This window comes from Pseudarthrobacter sp. S6 (genome assembly GCF_050156575.1).
Lineage (GTDB): Bacteria > Actinomycetota > Actinomycetes > Actinomycetales > Micrococcaceae > Arthrobacter.
Genome location: NZ_CP189581.1, coordinates 843,966 through 856,493, shown reverse-complemented (window position 1 = coordinate 856,493; position 12,528 = coordinate 843,966). Strand labels below are relative to the sequence as shown.

Here is a 12,528-nt window from a genome sequence, read left to right as displayed (position 1 = left end):
GCCTAGCGGCCCAGCGAGTCCAGTGCCTGCTTCAAATCGGCCCAGAGGTCCTCAATATTCTCAATGCCGACGCTCAGCCGCACCAGATTGTCCGGAACACTCAGCGGCTCAGCGGAGTGGCGGCGGCGCCGTTCGATCAGCGATTCCACCCCGCCCAGGGATGTGGCCGGGAGCCAGAGCTGCAGCGCGCGGACCAGCTTATCCGCGGCATCCGCACCGCTCAGGCCGGCAACGGGCGCGATCTGCACGCACACAATCGAACCGAAACCCGTCATCTGGGTCTTGGCCCGTTCGTGGCCGGGATCCGCGGGCAGGCCCGGGAACCGGATGCTGTCGATCAGTGGGTGCACGCTGAGGCGTTCGGCCAGGACCGCGGCGGATGCCTGCGACCTGTCAATACGCAGGGCAAGCGTCCGCAGCCCGCGCAGTGCCAGCCATGCCTCGAACGGCCCGGCAATACCGCCATGGATTATGCGGTGGTGCAACAGCGCTGCCCGGATGTCGGGGTTGGAGGTCACCAGGGCACCGAGGACGACGTCGGAGTGCCCGGCCAGGTATTTGGTCACCGAGTGAAGAACGACGTCTGAACCCAGGCTCAGCGGCTGCTGGACCAGCGGCGTTGAGAACGTATTGTCCGTGACCACAATGGCGCCCACCCGATGGGCCGCCGCAGTAAGTTCCCGGATATCGGCGATGCCCAGCATGGGGTTGGTGGGGCTCTCAAGCCACAGCATCCTGGCTGCCTTGGCGTCCGGGCCCTGCGGGGCGAGCTGTGCTTTGACCGCGTCTGTGTCCACGATATCCACCGTCCGCAGTTCCAGGAAGCCCTTCTGCGCCAGCTCCGTGGCCATCACCAGCGAGCCCGCGTAGCTGTGCGATGGCATCACCAGGACGCCTCCGGCGGGCAGTAGGGACAGCGCGGAACTGACGGCTGCGAGTCCGGACGCGTAGAGCAGACCGGGCAGGTCGGATCCTTCAAGCTGGCCCAGGGCCTCCTCAAAGGGATCCCAGGTGGGGTTGGAATAGCGGCCATAGCCCCGGTCCCCGTCGCCCAGCGCTCCTGTGCCGAAGTATGTCGAGGACAGCACGATGGGCGGGTTGACGGGCTCGTCCCGTTCACGCGGCGGCCGGCCGGCGGCAACCACCACGGTTTCGGCCGAGAGGGAGGCTGCGTACTGTTCCGGGAGACTCATGGAGAAAGCGTACTTGGACGTGCAGCGGTGTCCGAAGTCGGTAGTCTTGAGCAGTGACCACCAACAGCCCTGGATTTTTCATCGCCTTCGAGGGCGGCGACGGCGCCGGCAAGTCCACCCAGGCTGGCCGGCTTGCCGAAACCCTGGAAACACGTGGCCTGACGGTCCTGCGGACCCGCGAACCCGGCGGGACGCCCATTGGCGAAAAACTGCGCGCCCTGGTCCTGGACCACGGCCATGGCCACATCGACGCCCACACCGAGGCCCTCATCTTCGCCGCCTCCCGCGCAGCCCATGCCAGCCAGGTCATCCGCCCGGCGCTGGCACGCGGCGAGGTTGTCCTGACGGACCGCTATATTGATTCGTCCGTGGCGTACCAGGGGGCCGGCCGGGATCTGGGTGCCGATGCCGTGCGTACCCTCAACGAATGGGCGACGACGGGGCTGCAGCCCGATCTCACGGTGTTATTGGACGTGGATCCCGCTGACGGCCGCCGCCGCCGAACAGCCGGCGACGCGGCCGAAGACCGCCTTGAGTCAGAGGCCGATGAGTTCCATTCAACAATCCGCGGAGCGTTCCTCGCACTGGCCGCCGGCCGGCCGGCGGCCTATCTGGTCCTGCCGGCGGACCTGCCTGTCGCCGAACTGTCCGCGCGCATCCTCGCCCGGGTGGATACCCTGCTCGCGTCTGCAGGCAGGGGCGCCGCGTGACTGTCTGGGACGACCTTCAGGGCCAGCCCGCCGTCGTCGAACAGCTCCGGCAGGCCTCGCGGGGAGAGGGACTGACCCATGCCTGGCTGTTCACCGGCCCGCCCGGCTCCGGGCGTTCCAACGCCGCGAAGGCCTTCGCGGCGGCCCTCAACTGCGACCAGGACGACGTCGCCAGGCGCGGCTGCGGCGAGTGTCCAGCCTGCCTGACCATCCTCGGCGAAACCCATTCGGACGTGACCTACGTCAGGACCGAGAAGGTCACCATCACCATCGATGAAGCCCGCGACCTGGTCTCCAAGGCGGGCAACCGGCCCTCTTCCGGGCGCTGGCGCATCATTGTGGTGGAAGACGCCGACCGCATGGCCGAGCGGACCACCAACGTGTTGCTGAAGGCCATCGAGGAACCCACTCCGCGGACCATCTGGATGCTGTGCGCACCATCGCCCGCTGACGTCCTGGTGACCATCCGTTCGCGCTGCCGCACTGTGGCCCTGCGCCTTCCTCCGGCCGCCGACGTCGCCGCTTTGCTGGTCAAGCGCGACGGGGTGGATCCGGTCCTCGCCGAACGTGCGGCCCGCGCGGCGCAAAGCCATGTTGGGATCGCCCGCCGGCTGGCGCGGGACCCTGAGGCGAGGGAACGCCGGCTGGAAACCGTGAGATTCCCGCTGGGTCTGCGCGGTGTGACCGCGGCGGTGATGATGGCGGACAAGCTGGTGAAGATCGCCACCGCGGAAGCCAGCAGTTCCAATGAAGAGCGCGACGCCGCCGAGAGGGCTGCGCTGCTGGCCACCCTGGGCGCCCCGGAGTCAGGGATGCTCCCGCCATCGCTGCGCAGCCAGGTCAGGCAGCTGGAAGACGACCAGAAACGGCGGGCCAAGCGATCCATCACGGACTCCCTGGACCGGACACTGACGGACCTCCTCTCGTTCTACCGGGATGTGCTGATCATCCAGTTCGGGAACGCCGTGGAGCTGGTGAACGTTGAGCTCACGGGTGAGCTGGAGGAATTCGCTGCCCGGTCTGCCCCGGAGACCACCCTCGCCCGCATGGACGCGATCAACAAAGCCCGCCAACGAATTACCACCACTAACGTTGCTCCGCTATTGACCATTGAGTCGATGGCAGCCAGCCTGATCTAGCAACTACTAGGAGACCGCTCGATGACTGCACGCCCCCTGCCCGCACGCTCCCGATCCCTGGTGATTGGGCTGCGGGCTGCCGGCGCCCTGATCCTGGCCCTGACGCTGGCCTCGTGCAGCCTCCTGGGCGGGAATACCCCGGCCGCAGCCCCTCCCAGGGCCAAGGCAGACCCGTCCATCGTGGCGTCCGCGCCCGCCGGATTGGATGCTTTCTATGCCCAGGAGGTCGTGTGGGAGCCTTGCGAAAACGGCTTCCAGTGCGCCAAGGTCACCGTGCCCATGGACTACGCGAAGCCGGATGGCGACACGATCCAAATAGCTGCGCTGCGGGCTCCCAGCACGGGCAAGAAAACCGGCAGCCTACTGGTCAATCCTGGCGGTCCGGGCGGGTCAGGCTACGACTTCGTCAAGGATGCGGCAGGAACGCACTTCTCGCAGTCCGTCCGGGCCAGCTACGACCTGGTGGGATTCGACCCGCGCGGCGTCAAACGCTCCGCCCCGGTGACCTGCCTGACGGATGCCGAACGGGACGCGTCACGGGCCAAGGTCTACGCCCTGGATACCGACGCCGGGCTGGCCGCCGCGTTGGCTGACAACAAGGCCATCGCGGAGCAGTGCGCCGAAAAGACCGGGCCTGTACTGGGCCATGTGGACACGGTCAGCGCGGCCAAGGACCTGGACGTCCTGCGGGCTGTGGTCAACGACGCGAAGCTCAATTACCTGGGGTACTCCTACGGCACGTTCCTCGGTTCCACCTACGCCTCACTGTTCCCGGACAATGTGGGCCGGATGGTCCTCGATGGTGCCCTGGATCCTTCCATCAGCAACGAGGAGCTGACCAGCGGCCAGGCGGTGGCCTTCGAAAAGGCCATCAGGGCCTATGTGGCAAGCTGCCAGCAGGAATCCTCGTGTCCGCTCACCGGGAACGTGGACAGCGGCGTCCAACAGATCCGCGACATCATCAACGCCGTCCAGTCGACACCCAGGCTGGCCAAGGACGGCCGCCTGGTGAACGCCACGATGTTCGTCAGTGGCCTCATCACCCCGCTGTATAACGACCAGAGCTGGCCTGCCCTGACCCAGGCCCTGGAGGCCGCCACTACGGGCGACGTGAGCCTGATGCTCCGTCTGGCCGACCTCGGCGCTGACCGCGGCGCCGACGGGAAGTACACGTCCAACTCGACTTTCGCCTTTGGCGCCATCAACTGCCTGGACTACCCCATGGTGTCCGACACGGCAGCGATGCGCGCCGAACAACAACGGCTTATGCAGGCCTCCCCCACTCTGGGCTACTTCTTCGCCTACGGCGGCACCAACTGTTTGGACTGGCCGTATAAAAGCCTGCGGACTCCTGCCCCGGTGGAATATGCCGGCGAAGCCCCGATTGTAGTTGTCGGAACCACCGGAGACCCTGCCACCCCCGTGGAATGGGCGGCGTCCCTGCGCAAACAGCTGGGCAACGCCTCGCTGCTGACTTGGCAGGGAGAAGGCCACACCGCTTACGGCCGGGCCAACAGCTGCATCGAAGATGCCGTGGACAAGTACCTCGTGGACGGAACGGTTCCCACCGACAACACGGTCTGCTGACGTTTTTCGAACCCCATTTTGACCCGGGCGCAGGGACTCTATTACAGTTGACTCTTGCATGAACCGCCCGGTTACGCCGGATGAATTTGTGCGGTGCTTCCTTAGCTCAGTCGGTAGAGCGTTTCACTCGTAATGAAAAGGTCATCAGTTCGATTCTGATAGGAAGCTCGGGATAAACCCCCTAGAAACCAAGGTTTTTAGGGGGTTTTTCGCTGGTTAAACAGGGAAGCCGCTTACCGCCCAGGCGTGCCCTCCTGGAAGAAGCTGCCGTGCGGGAACCGCACGTGAAGCCCCCGCAGCTCGCCCGAACTTTCAGGTTTAGGGCACCGCTAGCCGCACCGGCGAAGCTTCCACAGGCCCGCCGCACTGGGCTGAGCCGCCCACCCGCTTCCAGTCCAGGTCGGCGTCCGTCTCGGCAATGACCTCGCCTGTGGCAGACAGCGCTTTCGCGGTCACATGGTCAGGGAAGCTCACATTGAACTGGAACCGCCAGGTATCGGCATCGATCCGTTCAGCGTAAAACGGGACCATGGCCGGCTGAGCTTCCGGTGCAAGAGAAGCCTCGGCATCCAGCGGTGTTGTCACGACAATACGCGGCACTGCTGTCCCGGGTTCCGGCCGCAACTCCGAGCACGCGCCATCAGCACACAGCGGCACGGTGCCTACCCGCGAGACATCACCCGACAATTCAACCGTGACGGAGTTGACCCACCCCATGGCCGGACAGACGTTCGAGCATCCCGCCACCGGAATACAAACGGCCAACATCAGAACCGCCAGCCGGACAATGAGCCCCCACACTCCTCTCATGCGGCCAGTCTAGGCTGTACGGCTTCCCGGCCGCGCCCAGCCGCTCCACCTATGATGGCGTGCATGGATGACAAAGCGCTGGCGGCTATCGCATTCGAACTGTACGCCCTGCCCTTCGAGGAATTTGTGGCTGCCCGGACGGCGGCAGCCAAGGCCTCCGCCGGTTCCGGAAAGGAGCTCCCGGCAGCCGTCAAGGCCTTGCCAAAACCATCAGTGGCGGCCTGGGCCGTCAACATGCTGGCCAGCCATGAGCCAGGAGTCCTCGCGCAGCTTGCCGAGCTCGGCCAAAGGATGCGAGGGGCCCAGGCATCCCTCGACGCCGCCGCACTGAGGGAACTGGCACGTGAGCGCCGCACCCTGCTGGGGATCGCCGTCGACACCGCCCGCGCCGTTGCCGAGCGCCAGGGGCGCACCATCAGCGCAACGATCGCGGCCGACGTCGGGCGGACCCTGCAGGCAATGACGGCCGACGAAGGGGCCACCGCCGCCGTCCAAAGCGGACTGCTGGTCCAGGCACTGTCCGCCGACGGCGTGGACACCGTAGAACTTGACGGGGCCGTGGCTCTTCCGGGCGCAGTGCCGGCGCCGGAACGCGGCGCCCGCAGGCCTGCGGACCAGCCACGGCTTAAGGCAGTCCGGGAGACTCCGCGGCCGGTGTCCCCCTCCGCCTTGGAGAAGGCCAGCGCTGCCCTGGCCGAGGCCCAGGCTGCCGAGGCGGAGTCAGCCGGGCTGGCCGCGGACCGGCGGAGGCAGCTGGCGGATACGGAGGCGGAAGTTTCGGACCTGACCCGCGAAACACGTGAGCTGCGAGACAAACTCAGAGCCGCGGAAGAGCAGCTCGATAGTGCCAGGAAGAGTCTGGGCACGGCGGCAGCCGAGGCCAGGCAAGCGGCGCGGACAGCAGATAAGGCCAAGCGTTCAGCCATGCTCGCGCAGGAGCGGGTGCTCCGCCTTGGCAACACACGGGACTGATGAACGATTATTGTCAGACCCCGGTCGCAGACTGGATTTATGGAAAACCAACTTGCACAGGAATTTCACGTCACGTACTTCGACGCTGATTGCGGCCGGATCATCAGTGAAGGCTTCGATTCCCTTGAGGAAGCCGAGCATTTCGCCAGCCGGAACTGCGGCAGCGAGGAATCCTGGGCTGTCATCGACGCTGTTGCCGTCGGACAGGCCAGGATCGCCGCCTGACGGTTAGCCGGAAAGGCTCTCCGGCTGGCCACTGGCGGCGGCATCCTCGGCGAGCCGGCGTTCAGCGTCGGCCACCTGCTCAAACACCGATTCCGCACGGCGGCGCACCGAAGCCGCCCCTACCGGGACGGGACCGACGGCGAGCCTCAGCATAGCGGCAGCCTCGGCGGTGGTGGCCAGCGAATTGCCCGCCTTCGACAGCGACCGGTGTACACCTGCCAAGTCCCCGGGAATGTCCAGGCCTTCGCTGGGCGACTTCCGCTGGGCCTCGACGCAAACGACACGGACGCGTTCCATAAGCCCCGCCAGCTCGTTGGCTACTTCCACGAGTTCTGCGTAAAGCTGCTCGTCTTCGACACCTTCGAGGACCTGGTGATAGCGGTCCAGGCCCCGGTGGAAACGATCATGGGCGCGGCGCCAAAGGCCCTTCCCCAGCTCAGTATCGTCCTTGCGCCCTTGGCGGGCGGCAGAAAAGAATCCCACGCAGGAACCTAAAGGTACTGGCCGGGGCCGTGGTCCGGGTCCTCTGGCTGCCCGGACGGTACCGGACCAGAACGCTGGCCTGCGGCGGCCCGCTGAGGCTCGCCGTTCTCCCCGATAACCACACCAGGGGCGATCATGGTGCCCGGCGGAAGCTGCCTTAGGTGCAGCTGCGCGGCGGCCTGCTCCCGTGCCGCGTGCTGGGCCGCGATAGCCGTCTGAATGCCATGGAAGAGGCCCTCCAGCCACCCCACCAGCTGCGCCTGGGCGATCCGAAGCTCGGCGTCGGACGGCGTGGCGTTCTCCGGGAAGGGCAGGCTGATCCGTTCCAGCTCTTCAACAAGTTCCGGCGCCAGGCCATCCTCCAACTCCTTGATGGAACGCTCGTGGATTTCGGCCAGGCGTTCGCGCGCGGCGTCGTCCAACGGAGCTGACTTCACCTCCGCCAGGAGCTGGCGGATCATGGTGCCGATCCGCATGACTTTCGCGGGCTCGTCCACGAGGTCCTGCAGGTTGCTGCCTTTGGCGTTGCCGTTTGCCGCCGGGTCGGTACTGACCGGGCCAGGGGCGCCGGGACCGGCACCGGCTCCCGCCGGGCTGGCCGCGGCGGGCATGACCGGTTCGCCGTTGTCGAGGGTCCTGCCCTCAACGGGGACATCATCAGGCTGAGTGTCTGTGGGATCGCTCATGCGTTCATACTCTCACGAGCGGACGACTGCGCAGCCCAGTCGATGAAGCCGGCCAGCTGGTGAAGGCTGGCGGGCCGTCAACATCAGCAGCACCGGCCCTGCGGGTTGGAGTCCTGTCGGTCGGTCCGGTCGCGCCAGAACTCGCGTTCGGTCATCGGCGCTTCCGCGTGGCCGGAAGCGTTGTGGTGCTCCAAGTACTTCGTGTAGGCATCGGCGCCCATGATCCCTTTGAAGTACGTGGCGAACCCACGGAAACCACCGGCAACCGCACCCATCAGTGGTGCCCCGCCTTATCCAGCCGCTGATCGGCCGGCAGCTCGTCCCATTTCGCCATCAGTTCCCGTTCAGCCGGCGTCGGGATGAGTCCGGCGGGAGCAAAGACACGGGATGCCCTCGGACGGTCCTCGTTGTCCACCGTGGGCATACCTGCCGTGTGGTCGCGGAAGGCCTTGATAGTTGCCAGGATCGCGGCGACGATCACGATCAGGCTGAGCACCACAAACACAATGGACAGGATGCCCTGGATCATGGTGTTGCGTACCACTGCTTCCATGGCCGCCTGGGTCTTGGCGGAGCCGAAAGAGGTCTTGCCGTCGGCCAGCGCCTTGCTGAACGCGGCATTGTTGGCGAAGTAGCCCACCGCTGGCGTGGTGGAGAAGATCTTTTGGAAGCTGGCCGTAATGGTCACGACCGCAGCGAACGCCAACGGTACAACGATGATCCACAGGTACTTGAACGACCCCCGCTTGGCCGCGATGGCCATGCACACCGACAGCGCGATGGCTGCGAGCAACTGGTTCGAAATGCCGAACAGCGGCAGGAGCGTGTTGATGCCGCCGAGGGGGTCGGTGACGCCCATCATCAGCACAGCGCCCCAGGCCGCCACCATGACCGCGGTAGTGAGCCAGGCGCCGATCCGCCAGGAGTGTTCCTTGAACTTCGGGATGACGTTGCCGATCGAGTCCTGCAGCATGAACCGCGCGACGCGGGTGCCGGCGTCGACGGCGGTCAGGATGAAGAGTGCCTCGAACATGATGGCGAAGTGGTACCAAAAGGCCATCATGGCCGGTCCGCCAATGAACTGCTGCATGATGTGCGCCAGGCCGACGGCGAGGGTCGGGGCGCCGCCGGAACGGGAGATGATGCTCTGCTCGCCCACGTCCTTCGCGGTCTGCGCCAGCATGTCCGGGGTGAGGTTCACACCGGAGAGCCCCAGCGAGTTGACCCAAACGGCCGCCGTTTCCACGGTGCCGCCGGTCAGGGCCGCGGGGGCGTTCATCGCGAAGTAGATGCCGCGGTCGATCGACAGCGCCGCTACCAGGGCCATGATCGCAACGAAGGACTCCATCAGCATGCCGCCGTAACCGATGAACCGGGTCTGGCGTTCCTTCTCGATGAGTTTGGGCGTAGTACCGGAAGCGATGAGTGCGTGGAAGCCGGACAATGCGCCGCAGGCGATCGTTACGAACAGGAACGGGAAGAGTGCGCCGGAGAAGACCGGACCGTTGTCCCGGCTGGCGAACTCACTGAAGGCCGGAACGTTGATTTCCGGGCGCACCACGATGATGGCGACGGCAAGCATACCGATGACGCCGATCTTCATGAAGGTGGAAAGGTAGTCGCGCGGGGCCAGCAGCAGCCACACGGGCAGGATCGCGGCGATGAAGCCGTAGATAATCAGGCCCCAGGCGATGGTGACCTTGTCCAGGTGGAACATCGCGGCGCCCCATTCGGTGCCGGCGACGGCGCCGCCACCGATGATGGCGGCCATCAGCAGGACGAAGCCGATGATGGAGACCTCCATGACTTTGCCAGGACGCAGGTAACGCAGGTACACGCCCATAAAGAGGGCAATCGGGATGGTCGTGCCGACGGAGAAGACACCCCACGGGCTTTCGCCCAGGGCGTTGACCACAACGAGGGCCAGGATTGCAACGATGATGACCATGATGAGCAGCGTGGCAACCAGGGCCGCGGTGCCGCCAATGACGCCGAGTTCCTCGCGTGCCATCTGGCCCAGGGAACGTCCGCCGCGACGCATGGAAAAGAACATCACCAGGTAGTCCTGGACGGCGCCGGCGAAGACGACGCCGAGGATGATCCACATGGTGCCGGGCAGGTACCCCATCTGGGCGGCGATGACCGGGCCGACGAGCGGGCCGGCGCCGGCGATGGCAGCGAAGTGGTGGCCGAACAGCACGTTGCGGTCGGTGCGGACGTAGTCCTTGCCGTCAGCCTTGTATTCCGCGGGCGTGGCACGGCGGTCATCCGGCTTGGTGATGAGGCGTTCGATCACCTTGGAATAGAAGCGGTAGGCAATCAGATAGGTACAGACCGAGGCAAAGACGAACCAGATCGCGTTGACGGTCTCGCCACGGACGATCGCCAGCATGAACCAGGCGACGCCACCGAGCAGCGCGATGGCTGACCACAGTGCGATCTTGGCAGGGGTCCATTTCCTGTCTTCGGCCTCGCTGACGGCCGCATCCACGGCCGTTGGCGGAAGCTTCGGATCTGCGATCAGCGGCCCGCCTCCTTGCGCTTCTCTTACCGCGTCGTCAGGCCTGCTGACCATGTCTCTTCCTTGAGAGATTCTGTGCTTCGGTGGGTTGCTCAACGGCACCCTACCAACGCCACGCAGACGTGGAAATGGCATTGTGCACGCACCGAGTGCCATTTGCGGTGAACGGCGGGCTGCAGGCGCCGGGCGGCGCAAAAGCCCCCGTACAGGGTTTCCTGGACGGGGGCTTCAATGTCTGCTCGCACGCGGGAGCAGTGGCTAAGCGTGTGCGTACGTAAGGCAGTCCGCGTTGTCAGCGCCCGGGCCAACATGGACCTCCGGGGCATTGCACATCAGGTGGTCATTGTGGACGCACTCGGAGCGCTGGCATGCTCCAACATCCGCCAGGACTTTGGGCAGCCCGCCGTGCGTCCCGGTGTCGATGAACGTGGCGCAGCTGGCGTGGTCTTTGCTCCCGCCAACCGTGATGGCCTGGGCCGTACAGCCTTCATGGTCATTAAACGAGCAACGGGTAACACTGCAATCGGCAACATGGGTTGTCACATGAGGTCCCTCCGAACTTCGGCTGTCCGGGAGGGACAGCGCCCTAGGCCCCACGGTAGGCCCGCTGGGCCCAATCAAAAAGACCCAACTGTGTGACCTAATTACAGGCCCTGCCCAACTCCACGGCCCAACCCAGCTGTCCGGCTCCCCCGCACTCCTCCATTGCCGCGGCAGACCGCTCAGGTCCCCACCTCCCGGCGGGACACCGGAAGCCTCGCCCGCGTAAACAGCCAAGCCAGGACCGCACCGGTGAGCGGCACCGCGATCAGCAGCGCCACGAGCATGGGCCGGAACCGCGCCTGGGTGGCGCCGAGCTGGTATTGCACGCGCTCGGCTGCGGTCTCCTGGCCTCATGGGTCACCAGCATCACGGCCGCACCGGCATCGGCACGTGCACGGAGCACTTCCATCACGCCGTGGCCGGTGGTGGAATCCAGGGCTCCCGTAGGTTCGTCGGCCAGGATCAGCCGGCGGTCGCCCACGATGGCCCGCGCAATGGCCACCCGCTGCTGCTGGCCGCCGGACATCTGGTCCATAAAGCGGTCCGCGAGTTCCGGGATTCCCACCTGCCGCAGCGCATCCAACGCCTGGCGTTGCGCCTTCCGGGTGGGCCGACCCGTCCAGTTCCAGCGGCAGCGCCACGTTTTCAGCCGCGGTCAGGGTGGGGACAAGGTTGAAGTCCTGGAAGACGTAGCCGACGGCGCGGCGGCGCAACCGGGCGAGATCGTTCAGTCCCAGCCCGCCCAGTGGCGTGGACTCCACAAAGACATCGCCCGACGTCGGCCGGTCAAGTCCCCCGGCCAGCGCCAGAAGGGAGGATTTCCCGGAACCTGACGGGCCCATCACCGCGACGAACTCGCCGGCGCTGATACTGAGGTCAACCTCGCGCAACGCGGCGACCGCCGTCGCGCCTTCACCGAACGTCCTGCTGACCTTGGCGAGTTCCAGGACCTGCGGCCCCTGGACGCTCATCGGCGGTTGTCGGCGATGACCGGGGAAGCCTCTTCCACAGTGACCCCGTTGGACGATTTACGGGGTGATGCGTGGCCTGCGGTCTGCGCCTGCTGCAGCATCCGGGCCTCGCATAGGTCCAGCCAGCGGACTTCCGCTTCCGTCTGGAAGATCAGCGAGTCCACCACCAGCAGCCAGGCGGTATCCGCCGCCCGCTGGTTGGCGGCCGTGTCACGGCGGGCCTTGGTGTAGTCCTGCAGCGCCCGGATGGACGCCACCCGCTGGGCCTGGATGATGGACTGCACATCGACGCCGGGCAGCGTGACCGCGAGCGCCAGTTTGATGGCCAGCTCGTTCCGGGGCGGGTTGTTGCGCTCCACGGGCGCGGCAAACCAGTTCTGCACTTCCGCGTTGCCCCCGGGGGTGATGCTGTAGACCACGTGGCCTTCGCCGTCACTGCCGTCATTGCTGACCAGTCCGTCGCGTTCCAGCCTGTCCAGGGTCGTGTACACCTGCCCGATGTTCAGGGGCCAGGTGGACCCGGTGCGGTTTTCGAACTCAACCCTGAGCTGGTAGCCGTACCGCGGCTGGTCCTGCAGCAGGGCGAGGAGGCTGTGACGGATGGACATGATGCTCCTAGCGGGGGCGTGAGCGTCGGTATGCACGGACCCTCAAGACCAGTGCATACCGCGTATAGAGTGAGGCTAAC

13 protein-coding genes, 1 tRNA gene and 1 pseudogene are annotated in these 12,528 nt (G+C 65.9%); 6 read left to right on the top strand and 9 right to left on the bottom strand.

Features of this window, described 5'->3' with window-relative positions; genetic code table 11:
• Positions 1–2: 2 nt before the first annotated feature.
• Positions 3–1,193 carry an aminotransferase class I/II-fold pyridoxal phosphate-dependent enzyme gene (locus ACQCS0_RS04250; RefSeq protein WP_354154634.1) on the bottom strand — a complete coding sequence of 397 codons (1,191 nt, stop codon included), beginning with the start codon at positions 1,191–1,193 and terminating at the stop codon, positions 3–5.
• Between the two features lie 53 nt (positions 1,194–1,246).
• Between ACQCS0_RS04250 and tmk the strand changes: the two genes are divergently transcribed.
• From tmk to ACQCS0_RS04230, 4 genes are all read left to right on the top strand, one after another.
• Positions 1,247–1,903, top strand: coding sequence for a dTMP kinase (gene tmk / locus ACQCS0_RS04245; RefSeq protein WP_354154635.1), 657 nt, complete (start codon positions 1,247–1,249; stop codon positions 1,901–1,903).
• Positions 1,900–3,042, top strand: coding sequence for a DNA polymerase III subunit delta' (locus ACQCS0_RS04240; protein ID WP_354154636.1), 1,143 nt, complete (start codon positions 1,900–1,902; stop codon positions 3,040–3,042). Before tmk ends, ACQCS0_RS04240 begins: the two co-directional genes overlap by 4 nt.
• A gap of 21 nt (positions 3,043–3,063) precedes the next feature.
• Positions 3,064–4,629, top strand: a complete 1,566-nt coding sequence (locus ACQCS0_RS04235) for an alpha/beta hydrolase (RefSeq protein WP_354154637.1) — start codon at positions 3,064–3,066, stop codon at positions 4,627–4,629.
• 95 nt (positions 4,630–4,724) lie between these two features.
• A tRNA-Thr gene (locus ACQCS0_RS04230) sits at positions 4,725–4,797 on the top strand.
• A 150-nt stretch (positions 4,798–4,947) separates the two neighbouring features.
• Here the strand turns inward: ACQCS0_RS04230 and ACQCS0_RS04225 are convergent.
• Entirely contained in the window at positions 4,948–5,214 is a 267-nt protein-coding gene (locus tag ACQCS0_RS04225; RefSeq protein ID WP_426940038.1) for a hypothetical protein, read from the bottom strand.
• A 288-nt stretch (positions 5,215–5,502) separates the two neighbouring features.
• On the opposite strand from ACQCS0_RS04225, the gene ACQCS0_RS04220 reads away from it, so the two are divergent.
• Positions 5,503–6,411, top strand: a complete 909-nt coding sequence (locus tag ACQCS0_RS04220; RefSeq protein WP_354154639.1) for a hypothetical protein — start codon at positions 5,503–5,505, stop codon at positions 6,409–6,411.
• A gap of 39 nt (positions 6,412–6,450) precedes the next feature.
• Positions 6,451–6,636: a hypothetical protein gene (locus ACQCS0_RS04215; RefSeq protein ID WP_354154640.1), complete on the top strand. Its 186-nt coding sequence runs from the start codon at positions 6,451–6,453 to the stop codon at positions 6,634–6,636.
• Between the two features lie 3 nt (positions 6,637–6,639).
• Here ACQCS0_RS04215 and ACQCS0_RS04210 read toward each other — a convergent pair whose 3' ends face one another.
• The 7 genes and pseudogenes from ACQCS0_RS04210 to ACQCS0_RS04180 all read right to left on the bottom strand — a co-directional run bounded on the left by ACQCS0_RS04210 (position 6,640) and on the right by ACQCS0_RS04180 (position 12,448).
• Positions 6,640–7,119 carry a hypothetical protein gene (locus tag ACQCS0_RS04210; RefSeq protein ID WP_282330000.1) on the bottom strand — a complete coding sequence of 160 codons (480 nt, stop codon included), beginning with the start codon at positions 7,117–7,119 and terminating at the stop codon, positions 6,640–6,642.
• A gap of 8 nt (positions 7,120–7,127) precedes the next feature.
• Complete coding sequence (locus tag ACQCS0_RS04205) at positions 7,128–7,805, bottom strand: bacterial proteasome activator family protein (protein WP_354154641.1); 678 nt, start codon at positions 7,803–7,805, stop codon at positions 7,128–7,130.
• A gap of 83 nt (positions 7,806–7,888) precedes the next feature.
• Entirely contained in the window at positions 7,889–8,080 is a 192-nt protein-coding gene (locus ACQCS0_RS04200; protein WP_354154642.1) for a YbdD/YjiX family protein, read from the bottom strand.
• Entirely contained in the window at positions 8,080–10,380 is a 2,301-nt protein-coding gene (locus tag ACQCS0_RS04195; RefSeq protein ID WP_354154643.1) for a carbon starvation CstA family protein, read from the bottom strand. Before ACQCS0_RS04195 ends, ACQCS0_RS04200 begins: the two co-directional genes overlap by 1 nt.
• Before the next feature lie 204 nt (positions 10,381–10,584).
• Entirely contained in the window at positions 10,585–10,869 is a 285-nt protein-coding gene (locus tag ACQCS0_RS04190; RefSeq protein WP_354154644.1) for a DUF1540 domain-containing protein, read from the bottom strand.
• 343 nt (positions 10,870–11,212) lie between these two features.
• Positions 11,213–11,840 (bottom strand): annotated as a pseudogene (locus ACQCS0_RS04185) (ABC transporter ATP-binding protein); the annotation flags it as partial.
• A complete protein-coding gene (locus ACQCS0_RS04180; RefSeq protein WP_354154645.1) occupies positions 11,837–12,448 on the bottom strand; it encodes a PadR family transcriptional regulator in 612 nt (203 codons plus the stop codon). The pseudogene ACQCS0_RS04185 and the gene ACQCS0_RS04180, both read right to left, overlap by 4 nt.
• Positions 12,449–12,528 lie beyond the last annotated feature (80 nt).

Bases quoted from the DNA above. Each gene is read 5' to 3' on its own strand.
- ACQCS0_RS04235 (WP_354154637.1), top strand. From the start codon at position 3,064: ATGACTGCACGCCCCCTGCCCGCACGCTCCCGATCCCTGGTGATTGGG.
- ACQCS0_RS04195 (WP_354154643.1), bottom strand. From the start codon at position 10,380: ATGGTCAGCAGGCCTGACGACGCGGTAAGAGAAGCGCAAGGAGGCGGG.
- ACQCS0_RS04250 (WP_354154634.1), bottom strand. From the start codon at position 1,193: ATGAGTCTCCCGGAACAGTACGCAGCCTCCCTCTCGGCCGAAACCGTG.
- ACQCS0_RS04205 (WP_354154641.1), bottom strand. From the start codon at position 7,805: ATGAGCGATCCCACAGACACTCAGCCTGATGATGTCCCCGTTGAGGGC.
- ACQCS0_RS04220 (WP_354154639.1), top strand. From the start codon at position 5,503: ATGGATGACAAAGCGCTGGCGGCTATCGCATTCGAACTGTACGCCCTG.
- ACQCS0_RS04215 (WP_354154640.1), top strand. From the start codon at position 6,451: ATGGAAAACCAACTTGCACAGGAATTTCACGTCACGTACTTCGACGCT.
- ACQCS0_RS04200 (WP_354154642.1), bottom strand. From the start codon at position 8,080: ATGGGTGCGGTTGCCGGTGGTTTCCGTGGGTTCGCCACGTACTTCAAA.
- ACQCS0_RS04180 (WP_354154645.1), bottom strand. From the start codon at position 12,448: ATGTCCATCCGTCACAGCCTCCTCGCCCTGCTGCAGGACCAGCCGCGG.